At 68.1% G+C, this 26,065-nt stretch carries 20 protein-coding genes; 10 read left to right on the top strand and 10 right to left on the bottom strand.

Annotation, left to right across the window (positions count from 1 at the left end):
• Window positions 1-21: 21 nt before the first annotated feature.
• The 3 genes from ACH47Z_RS40520 to eccE all read right to left on the bottom strand — a co-directional run bounded on the left by ACH47Z_RS40520 (window position 22) and on the right by eccE (window position 5,515).
• Window positions 22-3,030, bottom strand: a complete 3,009-nt coding sequence (locus ACH47Z_RS40520; protein WP_399083467.1) for an SCO5717 family growth-regulating ATPase — start codon at window positions 3,028-3,030, stop codon at window positions 22-24.
• Between the two features lie 356 nt (window positions 3,031-3,386).
• On the bottom strand, window positions 3,387-4,145 hold the full coding sequence (locus ACH47Z_RS40515; RefSeq protein ID WP_399083464.1) for a hypothetical protein: 759 nt from the start codon (window positions 4,143-4,145) through the stop codon (window positions 3,387-3,389).
• Window positions 4,145-5,515 carry a type VII secretion protein EccE gene (eccE, locus tag ACH47Z_RS40510; RefSeq protein WP_399083461.1) on the bottom strand — a complete coding sequence of 457 codons (1,371 nt, stop codon included), beginning with the start codon at window positions 5,513-5,515 and terminating at the stop codon, window positions 4,145-4,147. Before eccE ends, ACH47Z_RS40515 begins: the two co-directional genes overlap by 1 nt.
• A 205-nt stretch (window positions 5,516-5,720) precedes the next feature.
• Between eccE and eccB the strand changes: the two genes are divergently transcribed.
• Together eccB and mycP are read left to right on the top strand one after the other, a co-directional pair.
• A complete protein-coding gene (gene eccB, locus ACH47Z_RS40505) occupies window positions 5,721-7,244 on the top strand; it encodes a type VII secretion protein EccB (protein ID WP_399083458.1) in 1,524 nt (507 codons plus the stop codon).
• A 28-nt stretch (window positions 7,245-7,272) separates the two neighbouring features.
• Window positions 7,273-8,550 (top strand): type VII secretion-associated serine protease mycosin, encoded by a 1,278-nt coding sequence (mycP, locus tag ACH47Z_RS40500; RefSeq protein ID WP_399083455.1) that lies wholly within the window; start codon window positions 7,273-7,275, stop codon window positions 8,548-8,550.
• 159 nt (window positions 8,551-8,709) lie between these two features.
• Here the strand turns inward: mycP and ACH47Z_RS40495 are convergent, their stop codons facing one another.
• The 4 genes from ACH47Z_RS40495 to ACH47Z_RS40480 form a co-directional block, all read right to left on the bottom strand.
• Entirely contained in the window at window positions 8,710-9,279 is a 570-nt protein-coding gene (locus ACH47Z_RS40495) for a hypothetical protein (protein ID WP_399083452.1), read from the bottom strand.
• 14 nt (window positions 9,280-9,293) lie between these two features.
• Entirely contained in the window at window positions 9,294-10,277 is a 984-nt protein-coding gene (locus ACH47Z_RS40490) for a hypothetical protein (RefSeq protein ID WP_399083449.1), read from the bottom strand.
• The gene (locus tag ACH47Z_RS40485; protein WP_399083446.1) at window positions 10,180-11,214 is read right to left on the bottom strand and encodes a hypothetical protein; all 1,035 of its coding nucleotides are present in this window, start codon (window positions 11,212-11,214) and stop codon (window positions 10,180-10,182) included. The genes ACH47Z_RS40490 and ACH47Z_RS40485 overlap by 98 nt, the downstream gene beginning before the upstream one ends.
• Before the next feature lie 182 nt (window positions 11,215-11,396).
• Complete coding sequence (locus tag ACH47Z_RS40480; protein ID WP_399083443.1) at window positions 11,397-11,897, bottom strand: hypothetical protein; 501 nt, start codon at window positions 11,895-11,897, stop codon at window positions 11,397-11,399.
• 756 nt (window positions 11,898-12,653) lie between these two features.
• Between ACH47Z_RS40480 and ACH47Z_RS40475 the strand changes: the two genes are divergently transcribed.
• The 8 genes from ACH47Z_RS40475 to ACH47Z_RS40440 all read left to right on the top strand — a co-directional run bounded on the left by ACH47Z_RS40475 (window position 12,654) and on the right by ACH47Z_RS40440 (window position 22,502).
• The gene (locus tag ACH47Z_RS40475; RefSeq protein ID WP_399083440.1) at window positions 12,654-13,064 is read left to right on the top strand and encodes a hypothetical protein; all 411 of its coding nucleotides are present in this window, start codon (window positions 12,654-12,656) and stop codon (window positions 13,062-13,064) included.
• 2 nt (window positions 13,065-13,066) lie between these two features.
• Complete coding sequence (locus ACH47Z_RS40470; RefSeq protein WP_399083438.1) at window positions 13,067-14,866, top strand: hypothetical protein; 1,800 nt, start codon at window positions 13,067-13,069, stop codon at window positions 14,864-14,866.
• 99 nt (window positions 14,867-14,965) lie between these two features.
• A complete protein-coding gene (locus tag ACH47Z_RS40465; protein WP_399083509.1) occupies window positions 14,966-16,183 on the top strand; it encodes a S8 family serine peptidase in 1,218 nt (405 codons plus the stop codon).
• A gap of 151 nt (window positions 16,184-16,334) precedes the next feature.
• Window positions 16,335-16,682 carry a WXG100 family type VII secretion target gene (locus tag ACH47Z_RS40460; protein ID WP_399083435.1) on the top strand — a complete coding sequence of 116 codons (348 nt, stop codon included), beginning with the start codon at window positions 16,335-16,337 and terminating at the stop codon, window positions 16,680-16,682.
• Between the two features lie 77 nt (window positions 16,683-16,759).
• A complete protein-coding gene (locus ACH47Z_RS40455) occupies window positions 16,760-17,059 on the top strand; it encodes a WXG100 family type VII secretion target (protein ID WP_399083432.1) in 300 nt (99 codons plus the stop codon).
• A 102-nt stretch (window positions 17,060-17,161) separates the two neighbouring features.
• Window positions 17,162-18,148, top strand: a complete 987-nt coding sequence (locus tag ACH47Z_RS40450) for a serine/threonine protein kinase (protein WP_399083429.1) — start codon at window positions 17,162-17,164, stop codon at window positions 18,146-18,148.
• Between the two features lie 13 nt (window positions 18,149-18,161).
• Window positions 18,162-20,357, top strand: coding sequence for a protein kinase (locus ACH47Z_RS40445; protein WP_399083426.1), 2,196 nt, complete (start codon window positions 18,162-18,164; stop codon window positions 20,355-20,357).
• Window positions 20,358-20,393: 36 nt separating this feature from the next.
• A complete protein-coding gene (locus ACH47Z_RS40440; RefSeq protein WP_399083423.1) occupies window positions 20,394-22,502 on the top strand; it encodes a PQQ-binding-like beta-propeller repeat protein in 2,109 nt (702 codons plus the stop codon).
• 6 nt (window positions 22,503-22,508) lie between these two features.
• On the opposite strand, the gene ACH47Z_RS40435 is transcribed toward ACH47Z_RS40440, so the two are convergent.
• Genes ACH47Z_RS40435 through ACH47Z_RS40425 form a run of 3 tightly spaced genes read right to left on the bottom strand, consistent with a single transcriptional unit; the run spans window position 22,509 to window position 25,903 of the window.
• Window positions 22,509-23,057: a hypothetical protein gene (locus ACH47Z_RS40435; protein WP_399083420.1), complete on the bottom strand. Its 549-nt coding sequence runs from the start codon at window positions 23,055-23,057 to the stop codon at window positions 22,509-22,511.
• Window positions 23,058-23,073: 16 nt separating this feature from the next.
• Window positions 23,074-25,353, bottom strand: a complete 2,280-nt coding sequence (locus ACH47Z_RS40430; RefSeq protein ID WP_399083417.1) for a hypothetical protein — start codon at window positions 25,351-25,353, stop codon at window positions 23,074-23,076.
• 28 nt (window positions 25,354-25,381) lie between these two features.
• Window positions 25,382-25,903 (bottom strand): hypothetical protein, encoded by a 522-nt coding sequence (locus ACH47Z_RS40425; protein ID WP_399083414.1) that lies wholly within the window; start codon window positions 25,901-25,903, stop codon window positions 25,382-25,384.
• Between the last annotated feature and the right edge of the window lie 162 nt (window positions 25,904-26,065).

The raw sequence follows: 26,065 nt of genomic DNA, 5'->3' as shown, positions 1-26,065 counted from the left end.
GCACCGGCCGCCCTTCGCGTGCTACTGCTGCTGCGGGGGCTGGGGATAGCCGTACGGCTGGCCGGGCTGCTGCGCCGGAGCCTGCGGCGGCCCGGTGTACAGCTCCTGGCCGGGGGCCTGCGGATACGGCTGTCCTTGCTGGGGCGGGTACGGCTGCTGGCCCGGGCCCTGCGGCGGATACGGCTGACCGGGCTGTCCCTGCTGGGGCGGATACGGCTGCTGCCCCGGGGCCTGAGCCGGATACGGCTGCCCCGGCATCGGCTGGCCCGGCATCGGCGGGGCGGCCACCGGCGGCGGGTTGCCGTCGCTGGTCCACAGCCCGTGCGACTGCTGGTGGCGTACGAAGTCCTCGGCGACCAGCGCGGCGAGGTTGAAGTACGCCTCGCGCGTCCGCGGCCGCATCATGTCGAGGTCGACCTCCGCGCCGGCGGCCAGATGCTCGTCGAACGGCACGACCACGACAGCGCGGGTGCGCGTCTCGAAGTGCGCCACGATGTCCTCGACCTTGATCATCTTGCCGGTCTCGCGGACTCCGGAGATCACGGTCAGGGACCGGGAGACCAGGTCGGCGTACCCGTGCGCGGACAGCCAGTCCAGCGTCGTACTGGCGCTGCTCGCACCGTCCACGGACGGCGTCGAGATGATGATCAGCTGGTCGGCGAGGTCGAGCACACCGCGCATGGCGCTGTAGAGCAGACCGGTGCCGGAGTCGGTCAGGATGACCGGGTACTGGCGGCCGAGCACGTCGATCGCGCGCCGGTAGTCCTCGTCGTTGAACGTGGTGGACACGGCAGGGTCGACGTCGTTGGCGATGATCTCGAGCCCGGACGGCGCCTGGGACGTGAACCGCCGGATGTCCATGTACGAGTTGAGATAGGGGATCGCCTGGACGAGATCCCGGATGGTCGCTCCGGTCTCACGCCGCACGCGCCGCCCGAGCGTACCGGCGTCCGGGTTGGCGTCGATCGCGAGGATCTTGTCCTGCCGCTCGGTGGCGAGGGTGGAGCCGAGCGCGGTGGTCGTCGTGGTCTTGCCGACGCCGCCCTTGAGGCTGATGACCGCGATCCGGTAGCAGGACAGCACCGGCGTGCGGATCAGCTCCAGCTTGCGCTGCCGCTCCGCCTCCTCCTTCTTGCCGCCGATCTTGAAGCGACTTGATGCCGCGGTGGGCCGCCCGCTCTTCGCCTTCTGCTTCTTGTTGTTGAGCAGCCGGTCCGCGGACAACTCCACGGCGGCGGTGTAACCGAGCGGCGCCGCACCGGGGTTGGTCGGCTGCCGCTGGTCGTGCTGGATCGGCTGCGGCCACGCGGCCCCGGACCGCGGATCGACCGGCGCGTGCGGGGCCTGCGGGGCCTGCGGGGCCTGCGGGGCCCGGCCTTGCGGTTGCGGGAAGCCGTAACCGCCGGGCTGAGCCTGGGAGTTGGCGTCAGGCTGGGGGAAGCCGTAACCGCTGGGCGGGGTCGGCTGGGGCGCGGGCGGCGGCGGGAAAGCGTAACCGCCGGGCTGCGCCTGGGAGTCGGCGCCAGGCTGGGGTGCGGGCGGCGGGAAGCCGTAACCGCCGGGCTGTGCCGGGGGGTTGGCGTTCGGCTGGGGGAAGCCGCTGGGCGCGGCGGTCCCCGTCGGCTGGGGCTGGGGCTGCGGTCCCGGCCCTGCCGTGGGCGCGGCCGGCTGCCCGGGCTGCGGTGCGCCGGGCTGGTTCCAGGCGGCGGGCGCGGGCTGCGGGGCCTGCGGCTGGAACGGCGGCTGCTGCGGCGCGGGCTGCCCCGGCATGGGACCAGGCGGCTGCTGCGGCGCGGGCTGCCCGGGCCACTGCGCCGCCGGGGCGGGAGCAGCGGGCTGGTAGGAGGGCGGCAGCGGCGGCACCCCACTCTGCGGCATGGGCGGCGGCGCCCAGCCGGGCTGCGCGTCCTGCGGGGCCGGGGGAGCGGGGGGTACGGCGTCCTGCGGGGCCGGAGCAGCGGCCGGTACGGCGTCCTGCGGGGCGTTGGCCTGCGCGGGGGCGCCGGGCTGGGCCGTGGCGTCCTGCGCGGCGGGGCTGGGCTGAGTCGTGGCGTCCTGCGGTGCGGTGTTCGGCTGAGGCGCGGTGGCGTCCTGCGCGACCGTACCGTCCTGTGCACCGGCGCCCTGCGTCACGGCGTCCGTGGACTCCGGGGCACCGGAGTCGGACCCATCGGCAGAGCCCTGCGCACCGGCGGCCGTCTCCGCGGCCTCGGCCTCAGCATCTGGGGCAGCACCCTCGGCCTGGACGCCGGCGTCGCTCTCGCCCTGACCAGAATCGCCACCAACGCCGGACCCCTCAGAGCCGGCGCCCTCCGCGACGGCATCGTCCCCGGCCTCCTCGGCCCCCGAGGAGGCCTCGGCGCTCTCCGCACCCTCGGCGGAGCCCTCCGCATCCGAAGCCGAAGCGGAAGCCCCCTCAGCCTCCGCCGGACCCTCGGCACCCGCACCGCTGCCCTCGGCGGAACCCCCACCGACGGACTCGGCCTCCTCCTTGACGACCGCCGCACGCTCGGCGATCTCGGCCATCTCACGCTTGAGGGCCACGGCGGAGAAGCGCATGGTCGCCCCGCTCTCCAGATCCCCGTTGCTGGTCTCCGGCTCGGGCACAACGGCCGGCGCCGGTGCCGGAGCCTCCGGCTGGACCGCCGGAGCGGCCGACGGCTGCTGCGGCTCGAACCCCTGCGGCAACTGCGGCATCGGCACCGGACTCCCCACCGGCGGCGCGGGCTGCACGGCCGGCGGCGCGAAGGGCCCACCCTGCACCGGCGCGGGCGGAGGCGGCGGCGGAGCGTACGGAGTCCCCTGCGGCGGCGCATACGGGGTGCCGGCGGGCTGGGCGGTGGGGAGCGGAGGCGGCATCGGTGCAGAGGCAGTCGTGCCGGACGGGCTCGACGAGTTCTGCGTGTACCAGGCGGGCGGCGCGTAGTCGATGGTGAACTCGCCCGTCATCTCGATGGCGGACTCCGCGTCGGTCTGGTCGTCGTCGGGTGTGTCCCAGCCCCCGCGGATCCCGTCCCGATCGCTGTTCACAGTTCCTCCTGGTGTGGTCGAACACCCTCATGCCGTGCTGGGGGCGACCGTCCCTGTCGTACGATTCGCCGGGCTTCCCCCTCGGGCCACGGGCCCCTTTGTCGTGGGCGCGCACCCCCGCGCGCGGGTTTTCGCGACGTGCCCGGACCCAGCCTAATCACCAAAGCGAGGAGGCTGGCAGGCCCGGCCACCCCTTCGTGCCCGTCCGACGCGTCACACCGGGCCCGAGACTGTCACGACGCAAGCGCACGTACACCAAAACGTGACGCACAAGCACCGCGGGAAATGGTCGATAGCAGGTGAATACGGGCGACAGGCCGCCAGTTCCCTTGAAATCGGGTGAAGTTGGGTGTGTATCAGTCCATCCGCCGGGCCACGCCCAGCAGCCCGGTCTCGGCGTCGGTCGCCCGGGTCACCACGTACTGCCGGTCCCGCTCCGTGCACCAGAGCGTCACACCGTCGGGCAGCGTGGGCAGCGTGTCGAGATCCGGACGCGGGAGCCCCATCACCCGCCCTATCTCCGCCGCCTCGTCCGGCGACACCCGCTGCACGCCCACCAGCCGCGCCTGACGCATCAACCGGGGTGCCACCGGGCTCAGATACGGCAGCAGCGTGAGCACGGACTGCCACGGCGCCGACACCACACGCCCGCGCGGAGGCCGCATGCCGCAGTCCCGCACCACCAGCACGGGCGTCCCGGCCGAGGCGCCCTGTGGGGGGACGCGGCCGACGTCGTACACCGTCAGGCCGTTCTGCCCGCCACCCATGGCGTGCACCATCGGCATCCAGGCCTGCGCCCGCCCCGTCTCCACGGCCACCCGGGCACCCGTCGCCGCCGCGCGCAGCGCCATGACCTGCGCGGTCCACAGGCCGCCGATGAGCACGATGTCGTACGGCGTCGGACGGTTCACCCCGAGGACGGCGGGCTGGCCCTCGGCGTTGACGCCAACCACCACACCGTCATCGCCGATGGGCAGGGAGAGCGCATCGGCCTGCTCCACGGGCAGTGTGTGCCGCGGGTGGCGGGGGCCGAGGAGACCGAAGCCCGTGCGCAGCCGCTCGCCGAGGCCCGATGCCGAGGAGGTCCTGCCCGAGGGCGATGTCGTCATGGTCATCAGCGCGCACCTCCGAGCGGCAGGGTGGCCAGAACGCCGGGGAGTTGTTCACGGTCCAGGCGGGCGATCCCGGTGCGGGTCTGCCGCGCCGCCAGCTCGAGATCGCGCCGCGCGTTGGTGAGTTCCTGGTTGCTGCGGCCGGCGATCCGCAGATGGCCGGTGATGGACACGTCCTGCTGCGACCCCTTGGCCAGCGTCAGGCTGAAGGTCGTCGCCAGGGCCGGCACCTCTGTCAGCTTCGCCACCAGCTGCGCCAGCGAGCTGCCGGATCCGCCCAGTTGGGGCCAACGACGCACCCAGTAGGTCGTGTGCCGGCGGTTGTCGCAGCGCCAACTGCGGCTGGACTCCTCGGTGCGGCGTTGCGGCGACTCGCCCCGCCCGGCCTGGGCGGCCTGCGCCGTCACCATCGGGTTGGCGCACGCCGACGTAGCGATGGCTGCCGTCAGCTCTTCCTCGGTGAGCACGCTCGCCCGGAACCCGGCGCCCGTCAGGCGGCTGGCCAGATGCTCCGCGGAGCGGGTCAGGCACTTCTGCGACCCCAGCAGCCCGCCGCCGCGCGCGGCCACCGCCTCAGGGCACAGCTCGGGGTCGAGCTTGAGCGCGATCCAGGTGATGCGCACCGCAGGAGAGCCGGTCTCGGCCTGCAGGGGTGCGTAGTTGCTGACCACGACCGACTGCTGAGGCAGGTGCAGCGCGGGAGCGGGCTGGGTGTGCACCACGATCTGTGCCGACTCCAGCAGGATGCCGTCCACTTCGAGGACGTCCCGGACGAGGGCGACCGGCAGCGGCCGTCGGCTGCGCTCGGCGCGCAGCGCGCCCGCATCGGACTCCACCTGGAGCACGGCGGTCAGGAAGCCGCCGTCGCCCACCATGCCGATCGGCCGCTGGTCGCGGTCGTCACCGCGGCTGTAACTGTAGGTGCGCAAGCTCGGGTCGCACTCCACGGCGGGCGCGAGACCCGAGTCGGTGCCCGACGGGACCGGTGTGCTCGCCGCACGCCGCTTGCGGGCACGCAGGGCCAGTAGGGTGCTGAGCCACTCAGGCAGCGAGCGCCCCCGGCGTCGTACGACGGCGAGCACCACGAGCAGCGCGGCGAACGGGCCGGCGGCGACCAGCGCGATCGGGCCCACAAGCCACCCGCAGACCACGAGCGCGGCCGCGACCTCCAACAGCACCAGCCGCTGCAGCGCGAACGAACCGCCGCGCCCTGAGCGGGACTCCAGATGAGGTGCGATGGCGCCCTGGTAGGGCATGCGCGCCTGCTGGGCAGGCGGCCGGGAGGAGGACGAGCCACGGCTGCCCGACCGGCGCGCACCGCTCGAGCGTGACGCCGATTGCGATCGCGACCGGGTCCGCGTTGCGGAAGCCATCAATCCAAAACCCCCGAACTCTCCCGGAAAGCCTTGCGCTCCGGTCCCTGCAAGCCCTGCGCACCCTACCCGTGCCACAAGCACGTCCGCGCAACAGGCATAGTAGGGGGCGGCTCTGACAGTCGAGGCACCAGAGGCAACTGAGGCGGGGGACGGATCTTCACAGGTCCCCCACGGATCCGCAACGGGGAGAGAGCGGACACAGATGGCATCACGGCGGGACGAACTCAACGCCTACACCTTCGCGAAGCGCCGCACGCTCGCGTCATTCCTGCAGCCCTCCCCTTCCGGATCCGAGGAGGGCGCCCCCAAGCCGCTGAGCGCACTGGTGCCCGGCCTCGTCGTCGGCGCCGTGGTCCTCGCGGTGTTCGGCGCCATCGGCATGTTCAGCCCGACGGCGCCCAAGGGCTGGGACACACCGGGAGAACACGTCATCGTCGCGAGCAAGTCGACCACCAGGTACGTGGTGTTGAAGACAGGCAAGCAGACGCAGCTGCACCCGGTCCTCAACATGGCCTCGGCCAAGCTCCTGCTGGACCCCAGCAAGGACAGCGTCATCACCGTCGACGAGGAGATCCTGGACAGCGGAAAGCCCCCGCACGGCGCCACCATCGGCATCCCCTACGCTCCCGACCGTCTGCCCTCCCCGGACGAGGCATCGTCCGCCAAGCGCTGGGCGGTCTGTGAGCGCCCCGGCGACGGCGGCCGGGCCATCCAGAAGGCGGCCTTCGTCTTCGGGAAGAAGGAATGGTCCAAGACGGAGGGATCCTCCAAGCTCACCGGCGGTGACCTGATGTACGTCGTCGCCCCGGACGGCAAGACCCAGTACGTGGTCGACGCCCAGGGCACGTCGTACGAGATCGCCGACCCGGGCAACAAGGAACTGCTCAAGGCCCTCGACACCCAGGGCCGCGCCCCGCAGCGCGTCTCCCAGGATTGGCTCGACACCCTCCACAAGGGCGACCCGGTCTCGATCCCGACGATCCAGGGCACGCCGGGGACGAAGGCCGGCGCCGCCAGCCTGCTGGGGCAGTACGACAAGGTCGGCGAGGTCATCAAGGCGTACGACGGCCAGACGATGCAGTACTACGTCGTGCTGAGCGGGAAGGTGGCCCGCATCTCCGAGTTCACGGCCACCCTTCTTCTCAACAGCGGCGCCCTCGTCAGCGTGGGCCAGGCCGGTGAGGCACAGCAGGTCAGCCCCGGCGCGGTCGTCGACAGCACGACGTTCGAGGGGAACAAGAACTGGCCGACGTACAAGCCGAGGACGGTGAACGACGGTTCCCGCACCACCAGTGGCCGCAACACCGTCTGCAACGTCCTGCGCTCCGTCGGCGACCAGGGCAGCACCACCCTGTCGACCTGGGCGGGCGCCGACTTTCCCGCCCAGCTGCCCACCGGGTCCTCCAGCGCGTACGTCACCCCGGGCTCCGGCCAGCTCTACCGCCAGTTCCAGGGCACGGAGACCTCGGCCGGCGGCGTCTTCCTGGTCACCGACACAGGTCTGCGCTACGCCCTGCAGTCCAACAGCGACAGCGCCACCGACGATCAGGGCATCGGCACCTCCACCCAGCAGAAGAAGGAGGAGCTGAGCGAGGCGAAGATCGCCCAGACCCGTCTCGGCTACGAGAAGGTGACCCCCACACCCATCCCGATGGTGTGGTCGACGTTCCTGCCAACGGGCCCGCGCCTGTCCGAGGCGGCGGCACGTCAGCCGCAGGGTTCGTAGCGGCGGGGCGGCGGAGGAGAACGGACTCATGCTGAAGGCAAGGACGTCGGGGACCGGGACGCAGGGGACCGTGGGCCGAATGGCGGCCATGGCCGCCGCGGTCGCCCTCACGGCGACGACCACCGTGGTCGTCCTGCCCGCTTCCCCGGCCCGGGCGGACGACGGTCAGTGCACGTTCCCGTCGAAGAAGTACGCCGGCCGGCCGTGGGCGCTGCAACGCGTCAACCTCGACGAGCTGTGGGCGCTGTCGACGGGCAAGAACGTCCAGGTGGCCGTGATCGACACCGGAGTAGACGTGAAGAACCCGCAGCTCACCAAGGCTGTCGATGCGTCGAAGGGCAAGAACCTGCTGCCCGACAAGAACTCCAAGGGCGAGAAGATCGACCGCGGCAACAACTCGGGCACCACGGACACGGTCGGGCACGGCACCCGCGTGGCGGGCATCATCGCGGCCCGCCCGCTGAAGGGAACGGGTTTCGTCGGCCTGGCCCCGGACGCAAAGATCATCCCGATCAAGCAGAACGACGCCGAAGGCGACGGCACAGCGGACACGCTGGCTGAGGCGATTCTCGACGCGGTGCACGCCGGCGCGGACGTCATCAACATCTCCCAGGACACGGCCAACGCACTCGATCCCAAGGACTCGAAGCTGCAGAACGCCGTCGACTACGCCCTGGGCCAGAAAGTCGTGGTGGTGGCCTCGGCCGGCAACGACGGCCTGGGCGGCAACGTCAAGGTGACGTACCCGGCGTCGTACAAGGGCGTCCTGGCGGTGGCCGCATCCGACCGCAACAACGAACGCGCTCCCTTTTCACAGTCGGGAGATTTCGTGGGGGTCGCAGCTCCGGGAGTCGACATGATCTCCACAGTCCCGGGCGGCGGTCACTGCTCGGACAACGGCACGAGCTTCTCGGCGCCATATGTGGCGGGCGTGGCAGCCCTGTTGAAGTCGAAATTCCCCAACTGGACGGCCCAGCAGGTAGTCGCCCAGATCGAACAGAGCGCGGAACGCTCGATTCCCGGCCATGACCGACTGGTCGGATGGGGTGTGGTGGACCCGGTCAAGGCGTTGGCGGACGTGGATCCGGAGCACCCCGTCGAGTCCCCCGCGCCTGAGGACGGCGTGGCCAGGGGCGAGGCTCCGTCCGTCGCACCGCTGCACTTCGGCGAGACGGCGGCGGAACGCGACTCCCGCATGGCGACCTATGTGGCCGTGGGCAGCCTGGTCCTGGTGGCGGGGTTGAGCGGCACGGCGGTGGCGGTCCGGGACGCGCGGCGCAGGCGGGGGCGGCTGGAGGCGGGGTGATGAACGCTGGTACGCGCCTGGTGTGCGCGCATCAACTCCCTGGGAAGTTGATGGGCTGTCACCACGCGGGGCTCGCGCCGACCTCGTCCGGAGGCAGAAGTCTCCGCTCTGCACGAGCAGAAAGGGACCGTCAGCAACCTGACGGCCCCTAATGCAAGATCAAGGCTGGGATTTGAAGGGCAACCCCTGCTTGCAGGTGTCTGTCTTTTCGACGGCGTTTGTGTATGCGGTGATGAGCTGCTTCATCGCGTCGGTATCCTGATGGTTGGACGAGTGCATCTGGAATGCGGTGAACAAGTGATTGCCTAGGAGCTTCTCGCTCTTACAGCTACGCGTTTCTCCGAATGCTTCCCAGCCGGAATAGAGGAACCTGCCGTCCTCGGCTTGGTGACCGAGTTTGGAGTTGGCCTGTCCGCCCACGAAGTAGGCCGTGTTGGGGCCTGACAGCCACTCCTGCGAAGCCTGCACTGCGAGGCGGGAGTCAACGCGGACCTCGCAACGCGCTGCGAAGCCATCGGGTAGGTCCTGCCTGACTGAGATCTTTCGTCCAGGCGGCATGAACGGGGCCAACGTGTCGCTGTCGACTGGAATCCCGCACAGGGAGTACGGGATCGCGTACTGACGCTTTTCCTTGTGGTCGCTGCACCCGGAGAGGGTCCCCAGAAGGGCGGCAGTCACGGATACAATGACAATAGAACGCCTTCCCGCGTAGGCCCGGAGGGTGTTCAAAGATTCTCCTCTGTTCATTCCGGAACGTCCGCGGTGCTGCCCGGCGACTGGCCGTGAATAATGGCCTGGGCGTTGTAATAGCCTTGATGTCCCGCATTTGATGCGTAGCTCACAAGGTCTGGGCTCAAGTGGTAGCGTTTCACTGCCTCATCCATTGCCCGTCTCGTGTACTCGGTGTTGCGACCCAAGCCGTCCTGCCAGACCTTACCTTGGTCGTCCTGAGCGCCATTCGCCGCGCTGCCCTGGACGTCCTGGAACAGCCACTGCATCGCCGCCCCCGTCGCGGTGCCGGCGGCGCCGCCCACAATGCCACCGGCCACGGGGGAACCGATGAACGAGGTGCCCACGCCAACCGCCGTACCGACGCCGCCGGAGATCAGGTTCTGGTACTGGGCGACGGCGTGGTCGAAGGAGTCGTCCTTGCCCTTCGCCACGCTTCCGATGGCCTCCATGCGGCCCTGGCTGAGGATGCCGGAGACCTCGCCGCTCCTCTCCGCGACGGTTTGCACGAGGAGATTGTGATCGTTGGTGAAGCGGTGGTCGGCGGGCAGGTTGGGATCCAGGTGGTACTGCAGCAGGTTCGACATGTAGGCCTTCTGGCCCACTTCGACGGCGGCGTAGCCCTCGGGATTCTGGCCCACGGCGAACAGGAATTTGTTCACGCTGGGGCTGTCGAGATGGGCCGCAGAGCCATCGATGGGGTACAACAGGTCTGTGTGCGGCAAATCGCTGTTGGCACGGTTGATGTCCGGCAGGTATTCCGAGGCGATCTGGCCCATGCTGTCGGACATGTAGCCGCGGTCGGTGAGGAGTTCCTGCTTGTCCGCCGTGGCGGAGACGATCTCCTCGAACAGGTGTGACTGGGCGGCCGTGTGCGCCGGGGTGTCGATCGTCGGCATCTCACCCGCCGGGTGGCCCGTGGTCGCCGCCTCCAGGGCCTGGGCCAGGTAGTTCTGGCCGGCGATGCTGTGGACATCGTGGGTGTCGTGGATGTCCATCGGCCACTGGCGCTGCTTGAAGAGGTAGTCGAAGTTGGAGACGGCCTTCTTGTGGTCCCCGTCCTGCGGGATGAAATCCTCGTTGAAGAAGTTCGTGGCGGCTGTCGGGTTGTTCGCCAGGCCCTCCAGATATCCGTTGAGGGGATCCCAGCCGCCGTCGCTGCCCTCGTAGTTGAGCTGGGGGGCAGATGTTCGCCTGCCAGGCCACGTTCTTGCCGTCGTCCGTGTAGAAACGCTCGGTCTTCATCAGCGCGCAACCGTAGTCGTTCATGAAGGTGTCGTCGAAGTCGCCGTTGCGCATCAGGTTGCTCATCACCTGGAAGCCGAGGACGTCGCCGTGGGTCCCGACCGCCCTGTTGCCGGTAGCGATCACCTGCTGCTTCCACGCCGTCATGCCCGCGCTGTCCGACTGGCTCGCGGTGGCCAGGGTCAGGCCCAGGTTCTTCTGCAGCTCGGCGTACTTGTATCCGCGGTCGTAGGCCAGATGCCCGCCCTCGCGGTCGTCGTTGAGGCCCAGCCAGAACTTCTCCGTGCCCTGGGCGCCCAGCAGCTCGGCGAACTCCTCGGAGAACAGAGGGTCGTTGTGGTACTGCTTCAGGCCGGCGTTGATCTTGTCGAAGTCCGCAGGGGTGAGCTTCGCGGGGTCCTTCCGTGCCAGCTTTGCCAGCTCGTCGGCCTCCTGTACGGCCTTTTCCGCCTGGTCGCGGTCCTTGTAGACGGCGCCGGAGAAGCCGTACTTGCTCTCGTCGACGAGTGCCATGAGGACGTCGGTCGCGGTACTGTCGCTCTTCGCGGCGTTGTCGAGGATCTTCTGCACCTGGTCGCGCAGGTGGTCCTCGCCCGCGACGGTGTGGTCGGGCACCTTGGTTCCCTGCCCTGCGCGGTCAGGATGGACGGCCATGGTGACGATGAAGCCGCCGTCGCCTGACGGGATCACGGTGAGGTTCTTCTTGCGGCCGTCCTCGACGGCTTGGTGCAGCTGCTCCTTGCAACCCGTCCTTCGCCTGCTTCTGCAGGTCCGTCAGATTGCGGACGAGTAGCCCCCAGTCGTCGACCGCGTCGTCAAGCTGCTTGAAGTTGGCCTGATAGAGGTCTTCGAACTTCACTCGGTGGCCTCGCTCATTGCTTCTTCTTCGGGGGGGAGTAGACCGGGTTCTTCTTGCCCGGTTCTCCCACGCGGTCGTCGAATCCGGCGTCCAGGGCGTCGATACTGCTCATCGCACGTGCGATGTAGCCGTCGTCACCGGTGTGGATCTTCTGGGTGGTGTGCATGTGGTTGGAGATCTGTGCGCACGCGTCCAGCAGCGACGTCAGCTGGTCGTCCCAGCGCTGGGCCACGTGCTTCAGCCCCTTGCCCAGCGTGAACCCCTGCTTCGTGAGGTCTCCGGCGGCCGACTCGCTCGTCGATTGCGCGACCCGGGCCTTGTTCCACAACTGGTCGTAGAGCGAGTGAGCTTCTTTGCCGATCTGTGCGAGATCGCTGTTGCTGACCTTGAGGTCTCCGTAGGAGCTGCTGCTGCCGCCCCCGTCAACAGGGTCGGCGAGGTGGTTGAGCTGCATGTGTGCGGTCCCGCGAGCCTTCGCGTCGGCTTTGAGCTGATCCCACTCTTCCCATGACATCAGTACCGCTTCTCCCCGTTCCCATGGCTCGCGCCGCTAGTGAGTTCGTCGTCGAGGTTGCCAATGGTAGGTCTGTGACACAACTGTCGGGGGCCGGGTGAGGCTACGGCCACCACCCGCTGATGGGCTTCGTCAACCACGCCCGGGCGGAACCCCGAGCGTACTCAGATTGCGAGCACGCCCGTGCACGGCTCCCACACCGCAGTAGTGGTCGATTCGTCCGCGCACGGAGACTGAGAATGCGAGGGTGAACACGCCCGCGACCTAAGCGAACAACAGCACCAGCACCAGCATCCCGGCCCATTGCTCCATGCCCCCAGATTATGGCGACATGGGTGACGTGGTGAACGGAGCCTTCCGCTTGGTCGCGGACTTCTGGAGCCGTGGCCGTCGGGTCGGCCATCAGACGGTCGTCGGCGTACCGCCCAAGCTGTTGCGTGTGGAAGTTCTGCAAAGATCCAGGCGATGTCGTGAGGCCAGGGGCGGGGTGATCGCGTCAGGTCTGGTCTGCATCTCAAGGGCGCACGACCGGTGGCCCGCGCATTCAGCCGGTCACACGCTCGCAAAACAGGCAAACTGCGGCGTCTGATTCGGTCCCGTAACCGAGTCAACACATATGCCGGTTGGACCCGTTGGGCAGGTTGACTACAGTGGTCAGGCGCGGTGAGGCGCGACCTACTTTGCGATCGTGCGGCGAGTGGATGGCCGGTCTTGATCCGGTCGTGGTCGTTGGTGTACGGGGAAACGGGGAGGAACATGAGCGGGGGCTCGTCGGGAGCGGATCTGGAGGCCAGTCGTGACGCGCTGAAGAGGTTCGTCGGCAAGGTTGACGCTGTCCTCTCGACCCTTGAGAAGTCGGCAGGTAATCCGGCGCGGGTCGGGGAGCAGACGATCCGCCAGACGTCACTGAGTAGCGGGCCCGGAGGCTTCGCGGAGGCCGAGGACCTGTACTCGGCGTTCAACACCGTCCATGAGCGGCTTACGACCCTCTCCAAGACCCTGCATCTGCAGATCGAGGCAACCAACATTGCCGTTATGGGGGCGAAGGGGACGTTCGAAGGCCTCGAAGAAGAGCAGCGGCGTCGGTTCTACGAGATTCAGACGGAGATCGCGGATCTCAAGTCGTCGAGCAAGCGCGCTGGCGACGGTGAGACGGGTGGGTACTGACGATGGCCGACAAGCACCAGGCGGATCTGGACCGGGTCTCTACCCAGAACAACTTCACGGACATCGCCCGGGCTCTCGGAGATCATCCGTACGAGGGCGGTGGCCTTGTAGGGCTCGTGGACAACAGCATCCGCGCTCTGGCCAAGGCCTCCGGGTACTCACCGGCCATGGTCAGACGCACGGAATTCGACGGCTACGACCTCAACAGGATGATCGACCTGGTCGAGCAGACGGACCCGGAGGACCTGGAGTCCTCCGGCCGGGCTCTTTGGGACGCCCGCGATGCCATCAAGGCGGCGGCTGACGACCTCAAAGGCGAGTTCGATACGGTCCCGTGGGTCGGCAAGGCGGGCGATAGCTTCCGGACGTGGGGCAATGACCTCGTCACGAGCACCTACCAGCTGAGTAGCTTCGCCGGTGGTGCGGGCGACCAGATCACCGCCGCCGCCGAGGGGCTGGCGTCCGTCCGGAAGGCCATGCCCCCTCGCGATACGCGAGCGAATCCGACGCCCGCCAAGGACTTCCCCGCCCACGAGAAGGTCGCCGGCAACAAGGACTACGCCGCTGCCGTCCAGGTGGAGAAACACCGCCAAGAGGCGATCAACCAGATGAATCGGTTGGCGTCGTACTACGCGGTGTCGAATGAATCACTGCAGGACTTGCACAAGAACGCGCCTGAGTTCAAGGGGCTCCCCGATGTCGGGGTGCCCAAGCCCACCTCGTATGTCGACCCTGCTCCGCAAAGGTCCGCTTCACACAGCCCCCAAGGGACGACGGGCTCGACAGCCGTCGGAGGACACCACGCGACCGTGGCGCCGGTGCATCACGCGAGTATGCCCGACCCAAGCCACGCGCCAGCACCTGCAAACGACGCCACGGACCGAGTCAGACACCCGGACGTGCCTGTCGGTACGCACATCGACACCACCGGCACGCTGCCTCCGCCCACGACCACCGCACCTGGGCCCAGTCACACTCCGCCGGTCACGGGCACGCCTCCGACAAGTGGCAGCCAGCCTAATGTGTTCGACGGCGGTGGCCTCAGGTTCCCCATGCCCAACGCCACCTCCGGCCGGAGCTTGAGCGGCACCGGCGGGTTCCGCAACCCTCCGACCGCTCAGGGGCGCGCGGGCACGTCCGAGTTGACCAATCCGAGCTCCGGGCGCTCCGCAGGGCGAGGGCCTGTGGAACAGATGGGTCGCACCACGTCGACTGGTCAGTCTGCCGTCAAGGGCACCGGTTCAGAACCAAGGTCGTCCTCGCCGATGGGTCGAGGAGTAACGGGTGGTACGCCGCGCCTCACAGGCACGGCGGCAGAGCGTACGGCCAGTGGGCCGACCACCGGCGCCGGCCGGTCCAACGGAGTTGTCGGGGGACGTCCGTCCACGATGAATCCGTCGTCGAAGAACGGGTCGAGGATTCCTCGCGGCACGGTCATCGGTGGTGAGGAAGAGGCCAACTCCCGTCCCCCGACCGGCCGACTCGGCCAGCGTGGTGTTTTCGGAGCGCCCGAGTCTGAGGCCACGGCGCGGCCCGGCTCTGGTGCGACCGGCTCTCGTGCTCGTGCGGGAACGTCCGAGGCCGTCACCGGGAGGCCGGCCGCACGCACCTCCGCGGCGGGAGCCGAGCGCAACGGCATGACCCATGGTGGTGCCGGTCTCGCGCGCGGTGCCGGGCACAACGGAAAGCCCGGCGACGAACGGAAGACGGACGGGACGCAGCGGCCCGACTACCTGGTCGAAGATGAAGAGACGCACCTGCCGAACAGCCCGCGGCGCGATGTGCCGCCGGTCATCAACTGAACGCCAGCGAGGACATTCAACGCCATGAAGTCAGGGACCAGCCGACGAGCCGAGCAGGCTGAACTCCGCAGGGCGCACTACGGAAGACGAGCGCGCGCGGTGGGTGCGGTCGTAGGCGCCCTGGCCGTGGTAACCGTGGGCTTGGCCCCCGGCGCTGCTGCTTCCGACGAACAGTCGAAGGAGTGGTACTTGGGCCCCATGCAAGCCGAACAGATGTGGAAGGTGAGCACGGGCAAGGGCGTCAAGGTTGCGGTCATCGACACAGGGGTGAACGCGAATACGCCTTCGTTGAAGGGACAAGTCCTGACTGACGATGTCCCCAAGGCGGTTGCCTATCATGCGACCGTTGATTACGCCGGCCATGGCACGAGTATGGCTGAGTTGATCGCGGGTACGGGGGCAGGCGGTGGATTGAAGGGGCTGGCACCCGGGGCGAAGATCGTTCCCTATCGCGTGCAGCTTGAAGGGCTCAAAGATTCGACGGAGAAAGAGAAGACTCCGGAGGCCTGGCAAGCCCTCAGGGCGGCTGCTGACAGCGATGCGAAGATCATCAACATGTCGTTCGGCGGTATGACGAGCGACCAGGATGAGGCTGCGGTCAAATATGCGGCCTCCAAAGGCAAGTTGTTGATTGCGTCAGTCGGTAACAATGCGGGTCAAGGGAAGAGTGGCTACATCGATTTTCCTGCCGCTTATCCCTATGTGATCGGAGTGGCGGCGTCCGATAAGTCTGCGACTGTGTCAAAATTTTCCTCACACGGAAATTACGTCGACCTCGCAGCGCCGGGGGAGGGATTTCCCGGTTGGTGTGACGCTTCCTTCCGTTCGTACTGCGACAACCGTAATGGAACGAGTCCTGCCGCCGCGCTCACCTCGGCTGCCGCTGCCCTGATCTGGTCCGCCCATCCGGATTGGACTGTGAATCAGATTGTGCGCTCCCTGATCGACACTGCTGGGCGTAAGTGGCCGAAGGGCGACCCGAGTAAATACGCTGGCTATGGGATGATCCGTCCTCGTGTCGTTCTGGAGGATCCCCACTACAACCCCGGGGCGCCGAACGTCGACCCACTCGCCAAGGACAATGGCGGGGACCTCCTCGCCAAATCCGCAACCTCACCCTCCCCTTCTCCTTCTGCATCAGCCACGTCACAAGCCCAGGAAAAGGGTTCCACCGGCGCGACCTCGGCGGCAGGATCGAGCGCGGAGTCGAGTGGTGGCAACAGCAGCACCACCTGGATCGTGCTGGGTGCCGTCGGCGCAGTCGTCGTGATCGGCGGCGGTGCCCTGGCCGTCGCGCGCTCACGACGCGCCAGGTGACGCCCTTCGTCGTCAACAGCTGGAGCTGCCCTGCCCGGTTCGGACAGGGCCGGCACCTCTCGCTCACCCGCTGAGAGCAATAAGCACCAAGCACTAGCGGTGAGCCGAAACCACCAGATTAACAACGGACACACGAAAGGCAGAGCTGGTCATGGCCGGTAAGCAGAAGCTCGAAGATGCAGCAGTAATCGACCTGCAGAAGCGGATGGTCGAGAAGTACGAGAACATCCAGAAGCGCGTGCACACCCTCCAGGGCGTCATCGACGGTCTCGAAGGTCAGTGGCACGGTATCGGCCGTGCCGCGTTCGACAAGAAGCAGTTCGAGATCAACGAGTCGCTGCGGAACATCGGCAACATCCTCGGCGACGTCATCGAGGCGATGACCACGACGCGCAACATCAAGGACAGCAAGGAAGACGAGGTCCGCGCGGCCGTCAACAAGATCGACCTCCAGGACGGCGCTCCCACCGTTCCGACCTCTTCCCTCAGCTCCTACTGAGTCGAGCGGGACACAGGACATCCGCCGGGCAGCCGGCGCACTCATCACGTACACACCAGCGAGACGAGGTAACAGGCATGGCCAACAACGCTGAGGGGCTGTCAGTCACTTATGACGGGCTCGACCACGCGGCGACCAACATCGGTAACCAGGCGAGCCAGCTCGAGTCGGACCTGCGGGATCTGCGCAGCCTGGTGGTGAGCAGCCAGCAGTACTGGGAGGGTCAGGCCCAGGGCACCTTCCACGAGAAGCTGCACCGCTGGGACAAGGAAGCGAACGACATCCACCAGGCGCTGCAGGGCATCGGGCACGTCGTCGCGCAGTCCGGCGGTACGTACATGGAAGGCGACAAGAAGGCGGCCAGCTACTTCCAGTAGGACGAGGCTCGCAGAAGCAACTCCAGGGTGGGCGCGCGCGGGAGGCGCCCACCTTGCTGTTGTGCCGAGCCACGAAGCCGAGGCAGAGGACTGAGGGTGAACATGCGCGTGCCAGGCACCGGGACGGGGACCCGGGGTACCCGGCAGATAGGCCCGTACACGGTCGTTACCCGGCTCGACGCCGGTATCCCGGCGGGCACGCCGGTCTCGGAGCACCGCTTCATCGCCCGCAGCGCCGACGGCGACCGGACGGTACTGCTCAGCAGGCCCTTGGCAGACGTCGACCCGCAGCGCTTCATGGCCGAGGCCGAGACTTCTCGCTATCTTCTCGGGAGCTGGGTCCTTCCTGCCGTCGAACTCGCCGCCCCCGGTGAGCAGGCCTGGCATGCCTGTCCCTACCTGCCCGCGCTGCCGCTGCCTGTCGCCTTCGCCGTGCACGGCGGCCCGCTGCCCGAACCGACGGTCAGGGCACTCGCCATCGCACTGGCCGAGAACCTCGCCGTCATGCACGGGCAGAACCTGACCCACGCCGGGCTTTGCCCGTCCGCCGTACTGATCGCCGCCGACGGTCCCCGACTCACCTGCTTCGGGGCGGTACGGGCCGCAGCGCCGGACGGCGTCGCACAGCAGGAGGCGCCAGGGCTCGATCCCGGCAGCCTGCCGCCCGAGCAGGCCGCCGGTGGGCGGCCGCGCCCGCTGGGTGACGTATACGCGCTCGGTGCGACGCTGGCCTACGCCGCCACGGGGTACACGATGCCGGAGCGGGAGGAACTGCCGCCCGCGCTGCGCTCGCTGATCATCCGTTGCCTGTCCCGCGATCCGGCTCATCGGCCACAACTCTCGGAGGTCATTGACGAGTTGGCGGGAGGATCCCAGTCGGATGCCCCCGCGGGCTTCGCCGCACCCACGCGTGCGGACGCGCTGCTCCGCCCCGGCTGGCTGCCGGCCCGGCTCGTCGCCGCCATCGTCCACCAGTCGGCGTCCGTGCTGGCCGCTGAGGTGCACCTTCCACAGCAGGCGCCGGCGCATCCGGCCTGGCCGCCGGGCAGTGCACCGAACCCGACGCCCGTGCCCCACCCCAGCCACTGACGACAAGAACCCGATGCCGACTCCCCTCACCCACGATGACCCCGTCGCTCTCGGCCCCTACCGGCTCATCGCCCGGCTCGGCAGCGGAGGCATGGGCACCGTCTACGTGGCGCGTTCCGCCGGCGGACGTACCGTCGCCCTGAAGACCATGCACGCCGCCATCGCCACCGATCCGGCGGCCCGCACCCGTTTCCGGTTGGAGGTCGACGCGGCACGGGTCATCGGCGAGCAGTTCGGGGCGCGGGTGATGGACGCGGATCCGCTCGCGAAGACGCCGTGGCTGGCCACGGAGTATGTGCTCGGACCCCCGCTCGACGAGGCCGTCGAGGTCGGGGGACCGCTGCCCGAACAGTCCGTACGGGCCCTGGGCGCAGCCCTGTGCTCGGCGCTCGGTCAGCTGCACCGGTCGGACGTCGTGCACCGCGACCTCAAGCCGTCCAACATCCTTCTCACCGCCTACGGGCCGAAGGTCATCGACTTCGGCATCGCGCGCGCGATCGGCGACGACCGGCTGACCCGCGCAGGTGCCGCCGTCGGTACACCGGCCTTCATGTCGCCGGAGCAGGCGACCGGGCAGGAGCACGACGCGGCCGGTGATGTGTTCGCGCTCGCCGGAGTGCTGGTGTACGCCGCCACCGGACATGGCCCCTTCGGAAACGGGCAGGCGGCTGATCTGCTGTACCGGGTGCGGTACGCGGAGGCGGACCTCGGCGGTGTACCGGCCGCGCTCGTACCGGTGCTGGCCCACTGTCTGGCCAAGGAACCGGCGGAACGGCCTACTGCGGCGCAGCTGGCGTCCCAACTCCATGATGGGAAAGGCGAGTTCGCTGAGCATCTGCCCCCCGAGCTGCTCGCGGACATCGGGCGTCGGGCAGCCGACGTCTGGCGCGTGGTGCCGCAGCGCCTGCCCGCACCGGCGGTCGGGCCGGAGGGCGCTGCCGGCACTGCCACGGCCGGCGCTCCCCCGTCACGGCGCAGGTTCCTGGCCGTCGGCGGAGTACTGGCCGTCGGCGCGGCGGTGGGCGGGGGTGCGTGGTGGTGGCAGGAGCGCGCCGCAGCGCGGGGCGGCAGCGGTACGGCCGCGCAGGACAGCGCTCGCAAGACGCGGAACATCGAGCCGCTGTGGACGTACGCCTTCAGCCTCTCGGCCACTGATGAATTCGGCCTGGTCGTCCCCCAGGCGATCGGCGGGGTGATCGTCGTTCCCACGGGATATGTGACCGAAGGCCTCAGTCCGGCGAGCGGGGCCCGTAAGTGGGAGGCCTACCCGGGTGCGCGCGGCTGGGAGACGCTCGTGGCGGGTGGCCGGCTCTACTGGCTGCCGTTGAGGGAAGAAACCGACAGCGAGATCGGGTCCGCCGTCACCCTCCAGACCGCCGATCCGAGGAGCGGAAAGCCCGTCAAGACCCTGGCCCGGTTCACGGCCACCAATGACGAGCTCGAGACGCATCAGCTCCTCTGCGTCACAGACCGCGCCGCATACGTCGCCGTAGGCAACGGAAAGTACCGTGAAGTCGGCTACTTCTCGCCCGCGCAGACCTTCACACTTCGCGCCGTCGACATCGGCACCGGCAAGCCGCTGTGGTCGAAGCCACTGCCCACACGGCCCGACGAAAGCAAGAGGTTGCACTTCCTCGCCGCGAAGGCCATCGGCAACCTCCTGGTGACCCTCCAGGAGGTGAAGGAGCTGACCGTCCACGTCGTCGTACGGGACGCCTCGACCGGATCCGTCGTGTGGGAGCGGCCGTACGACGTCGACGACCCGGACATCCTGCGGGGCGGGATCGCCGCGGACAGCGATCATCTGTATCTCGGTGGGAGCCGGCTCTGGGCGCTGCGGCTGAGCGACGGGTCCGTGGCCTGGAAGACCTCGACAGAACGCGCATACGGTCCACCGGTGCTCAAGGCGGGTGTGCTGTACGCCGTGGGTGCCGGCGCCGGTCTGACGGCGGTGGACGCGCGCAGCGGAAAGGTGCTCTGGACCGAGCAGGGCGGGGAGGTGGCCGAGGCGTCCACCTCCTGGCCGCCCGTGCTCGGCACCCGCTGTGCGTACTACAAGAACGGGACCCTGCTGCGGGCGATCAGCCTGTCGAACCACAGGACTTCGCTGACGTACCAGACGAGTGGCAAGCAGTTCTACGCGGACGAGGACTCGAAGCTGGTCCTCAGCGTGGACAGCCAATACCTGACTGCCTATCCCCTCCAGTGACGTGAACCCGATCTCCCTCGGGCAGAAGGACCCACCATGAAACCCCTCGGTACCGGCGACCCACTCCGCCTCGGTCCGTATCGCGTGCTCGGCGTTCTCGGCGAAGGCGGCATGGGCAAGGTCTACGTCGGCCAGGACGGCACCGGCAGCCTGGCCGCCGTCAAGGTGCTCAGACCCGAGCTCACCCACGACACCAACCTCGCCCGGCGGTTCGTGCGCGAGGCGCAGGCCGCCCAGGCGGTGTGGAGCAACGGCATCGCGAACGTGCTCGGCGCGTGGACCGAGGGGGGACGGCCGTGGATCGCCACCGAGTTCCTCGCGGGGCTCACCCTGGACCAGGCTGTCGACACTTACGGTCCTCTCGACGAGCTGGCTCTGCGTGCCCTTGCCACCGCGCTTGCCCGGACCCTCGCCGACATCCATGCCGCCGGCTTCATCCACCGCGACTTGAAGCCGCCCAACATCGTGCTCACCTCGGCCGGGCCGCGCATCATCGACTTCGGTATCGCCCGGCCCGAGCACGGGTTGACCCTGACCACGACCGGGCAGGTGCCCGTCACTCCGGGGTACGGCGCCCCCGAGCAGGTTCTCGGACAGCGGGTGGCCCCTTCGGCGGACGTGTTCTCGCTCGGCGCGGTGCTGGTCTACGCGGCCACCGGCAGACGGGCGTACGAGGGCTCGCATGTCGCGGCCGTGCAGTACGCGGTGGTGCATGAGGAACCCCAATTCGCTGGCATCGATCCGAAGACGCAGGCTCTGATCGCGCCCTGCCTCGCCAAGGACGCCACTGCGCGTCCCGCCCCGCTCCAGATCGTCCAGGCCATGGCGGCGCCCAAGGGGGCCGACCGGGTGTGGCGGCGCGGACCGGTCGCCGACGCCATCAGGGAGCGGGAGGCCGCGGCCCGTCGGCTGACCGTGCCGGTCAGGATCGAGACGGCTCCGCCCGTCACTCGCAGGCGTCTGCTCACCGGGTTCGCCGCCGGAGGCGTGGTCCTGGCGGGCGGGGGTGGCACGGCGGCATGGTGGTTCGGACGGCGGGGCGGATCGAAGAGGAGCGGCCCCTTCGACATTCCTCCGGCAGTGCCTGTCCCCATGCAGAGGCTGGACACCAAGGGCGTAAAGGCCCCGTTCAGTGACGACGTCCAGCCGACGGATCTCTGGGAAGCGCACGGGGAGGCGGACGCCTACTCCCGGACTCTGCTGCCGGTCGGGGACGTCATTGTCTTCGGAGCCGCGGCCGGCGGCATCGCGGGATTCGACGTCACCAACGGCAAGCGCCGCTGGAGCGCGCCTCACCTCAGCGCGAACAACGGGTATCTGTCGCTTTCCGACCGGCTGGTCATCGGAGCCGACGACAAGGGTGTCCTGCGGACTTTTGTGCCCTCCACCGGCGAACCCAAGTGGACGTGCCCGGCAGCGGAGGCGGCGAGACTGCTCGCGGCCGACGACGACGCGGTGTATTTCGTGACGAGCGACCACCGGCTTCGCAGTGTGAACCGCTCCGATGCCAAAGTCCGCTGGACTGTGGCCGTTCCCGCCGACTTCCGAGGGAAGCTGCTCAGCCCGGCCGCCGTCGGCCAGGGCAGGCTGGTCATGTCGACCACGGACGGGACCGTGCTCGTGGTGCACACCAGCAATGGCAGCACGGCATGGACCCGTATGGACCAGGACCAGGACATCGCGGTCCGCCCGGCCGTCCACGACGACATGGTCTACATCAACGGCAAGTCCCTGGACGCCCGCCGACTCAGCGACGGGAAGAGGATATGGAACACCAAGCTCGACGACTGGTCGACCGACGGGTACAAGTGGGGCATTCCCGCGGTGTACGCGGATGCGGTCTATGCGAACGCGGGTGACACCACCAATTGCCTGGACAAGCACGACGGTAAGGTGCGGTGGTATGCGTTGCAGAACGCGAGTTACGGGAGCCTTCTGGTAGGACAGGGCCACGCTGTCTGGACGTTTGGCAACGCCAGCACGGGGGCCGGGCCCCAGCTGTCGATCAACGCCGTGCGGGCCTCGGACGGAAAGACCCCATGGAGCTACATGGTCCCCGATCCCGAATACGCCCTCTTGGCCGCCGCCGGAAATCGCGTCTTCGTCATGCACGACAGCTCGGTCATCGCTCTTTCGACGTTCTGAGCGCCGTCAGGCGCTGGATTCGGTGCACTGCTTTGACGCGGACACCGCACTGGTGAACTCGGTGATGGCCTTCTCCATGGCTGCCGTGCCGACGGTGCCGTGTTCCTTTCGGATCATGGTGAAGATCTCGTGGCCGTCCTTCTGCAGCTTGCCGCACGAGGCGTGTCCGACTGCCGTCGAGTCGGAAATGATGTAGTTCGACGTCTCCTTCTTGGCTTTGCCGGACGGCAGGCCGTAGGTGCCGTAGGCGACCTTCCCAAGGGTGGTTCCCGACTCCCATTGTTCGATGATGCCGGTGACGGCAACCTGTCCGTCGACCACCAGTCGGCAACGGGTGAGGCCGGAGGGGCCGCTCTTCACGGACGAGATCTTCTTCCCCGCCGGAAGAAGCGGTTCAAGAACCGAGGAAGGCACGGCCGTTCCGCACAGCGACGACGGAACGGCGTACTCCCGCTTGTCCTCCGGAGTTTCCGAAGAACAGCTCGCCAGGGTCAGACCAACGGCAAAGACAGCGGCGATGCGGACCATGGGGGATCGGGGGCGGATGTGCGACATCGGATTCGATTCCTCGCTAGGAGATTTCCGTCTGGAGGTCGTCGGCCATGCGTCGGCCATCCGTGGAGGCGTCGTTGAAGCCGTCCTGGGTGCCGTAACGCGCCCACTCGCCCACCTGGCCCGCATACGGGGAGTGGTGGGCTTTGGCGGCCTCGGTGGCGGCCTTCTGCGCCAGGGCGATATTGCGCTCGCGGCTGTCCTCCCAGAGCTGAGCGGAGGTGAGGCCCTTGTCCTCCAGGTTGCTGCCCTCGACGCCGTTGAACAGTTCACCGAGTACGACACCGCTGACGGTGCCGGCGATGCCACCGGCAGCGGCACCAGCGACGGGGCTCGCGATAAAACTCGTCCCCACTCCGATACCCGTGCCGATGACGCCGTTCGCCACGTTCTGCCACTGGGAGACGGCGTGGTTGTAGTCTTCGTCCGCTTCCTTTGCGGGACCCAGCACGGCCTCCTGGCGGCCGATGGCCAGGCAGCCTCCGACTTCTGCGGACCGCCGGGAGATCTCCTTGACGGTGTTCTCCATGCTCTGCCCGTACCGCTGCTCCTCGGGCAGGTCCGGATTCATGTGGTAGTCCATGAGGTTCGCCATGTAGTTCTTCTGGCCGACCTCCACGGCGGAGTAACCCTCGGGGTTCTGGCCGACGGCGATCAGGAACCGGGACACGTCGGCGTGGTTCATGTCCGCCGACGCGCCAGCGACGGGGAAGAGCTTCTCGATCTGCTGCCACTGCTCGGAGTCCGCATCCGGCTTCACGTCGGTCGTGGCCCGGTTGATGTCGGGAAGGTATTCCGACGCCATCTGCCCGATGCTGTCGGACATGTAGCCGTTCTTGGTCAGGCGGTCGGGGTCGTCGCTGACGGACGCGACGACGCTCGCCATGAGCTTGGCCTGCTGATCGTTGTGCGCCGGGGTGTCCGCCGTCGGCAGTTCGCCCGCCGGGTGCCCGGTCGTGGCTGCCTCGAGGGCCATGGCCAGGTTGTTCTGCCCGGGGTGGATGTCGTCGCCCTTGAGGTCCGTCTCCTTGGGCCACTCGCGGTCCTCGAAGAGGTACGTGAAGTTGGAGACGGCCTCCTTGTGGTCCCCTCCCTTGGGCAGGTACTCCTCGTTGAAGAAGTCCGTCGCCGCGTCCGGGCTGTTGGACAGTGCCTTCAGGTAACCGGTCAACGGGTCGTCGCCGCTGTCGTCGCCCATGCGGTTGAGCCACGGGTCCACGCCCATGTGCTGCCAGGCCAGGTTGGGGTGCTCACCATTGCCGCTGAGCTTGCGCTCAGTGGTCATGAGAGCGGTGCCGTAGCTCTTGAGGAACTGGTCGTCGTAGTCACCGGCCCGCATGAGGTTGCTCATGACCTGGAAGCCCATGGGCCCTATCTGCCCGCCGATCGGCTGGTCACCGAGGGCGATCATCCTGCCCTTCCACTCGGTCATGGCGATCGAGTCGCTCTGCGAGGCGGCGGCGAGCGTCAAGCTCAGGTTGCGCTGCAGGTCGCCGTACTTGTCGACCCGCTCATGCCCCAACTGGGCCGCCTTGTGGGGATCGTTGATGCCCGCCCAGAACTCGAGGGTCTTCTGCGGCCCGAGATCGGTGGCGAAACGCTCCGCGAACAGCGGGTCGCCGGCGTGCTCCTGCAGCCCGGCGCTGAGCTTGTCGAACTCCTCGGGCGTCAGCTTCTCGGGGTCCTTCTTGGCGAGGGCGGCCAGCTCGTCCGCTGCCTTGAGGGCGTCGGCGGCGGCGTCGCGGTCCTTGTAGGTCGCGTCCGAGAAGCCGTAGTCGGTCTGGTCGACGAGGGCCGTGAGTACCGCCTTCGCCGAGTTGTCGCTCTCGGTGGCCTTGCTGAGGATCTTCTCGACCTCGTCACGGAGGGCGGTGACGTCGTGCTCGTCGTGCTCGGGTGGGGTGTACCCGGACGCGGCACGGTCGGGGTGGACGTTCATGGTCACGGTGAAGGTGCCCTTGCCGGTGTCCATCACCGTCAGGTTCTTCTTCAGCCCGCGTTCGATCGCCCCGGTGAGCTCTTTCTGATAGCCCTTCAGTTCTCCGGCGGTGTCGTTCAGGATGTCGTGGATGGTCTGGGCCTGGGTGTGGGCATCCTGGAACTCCCCGGCCGTCTTGCCTATGAACTCCTTGGTCACCTGGCGGTTCATACCGGCCCAGTCGGCCTTGTTCGCGGCTTGATGCAGGCCTTTCTCGGCGTCCTCCGCCAATTCCTTGAGGTTCCGGACGATATGTCCCCAGTCCTCGACGGCGTCGTCGAGCAGCTTGAAGTTGGCGAAGCGCAGAGCGTTGAGATCCATGAGTGGGCGTCCCCGTTGTGCGTCGTGATCAGTGCTTCTTCTGCGAGCCCGAGGACCCGTAGACCGGGTTGTGGTCCCCCGGCTTCCCGACGCGCTCGTCGAAGCCGGCGTCGAGGGTGTCGATGCTGCTCATCTGCCGCTGGAAGTACGCATCGTCGCCCGCGTGGATCTTCTTGGTGACCTGCATGTGGTTGGAGATCTGGGCGCACGCGTCCATCAGGGAGTTGAGCTGTGTGTCCCACTGGTTCGACACGTGCTGGAGCCCCGCGCCGAGGGCGAAGCCCTGGGTCGTCAGGTCGCTCGCCGCCGAGTCCACGCTGGTGTTGGACAGCCGGGCCTTGTCCCACAGGTGGTTGTAGAGGGTGTGCGCCTCACTGCCGATCTTCGCCAGGTCGTGCTGGGTGACCTTGAGGTCACCGGTCTGGCTCGGGAGCGCTGCGGAACCCCCTCCGGGACCGTCCGGCAACTGGTTGAGCCGCATGTGCGTCGCCCCGCCCTGCTGACGCGACTGGGCGTCCGCCTTGAGCTGCTCCCACTCGTCCCATGCCATGAGTGATCATCCCCCGCGCAGTGCCTGCTCGGTCATCGATTTCCATCTGGACCGTCTAGCGCTTCCATCCAGATCGTCTAGCGACGGTAAAAATAGCAGCACGTGAGAAGGGGGAGAGCGGCAATCCCGATTACCTACAAGGCCTCCACTTCAAGTCCTTTC

The organism is Streptomyces sp. NPDC020192 (assembly GCF_044388685.1).
In the GTDB taxonomy this organism is placed as follows: domain Bacteria; phylum Actinomycetota; class Actinomycetes; order Streptomycetales; family Streptomycetaceae; genus Streptomyces.
This window is presented reverse-complemented; position numbering and strand designations above follow the sequence as displayed.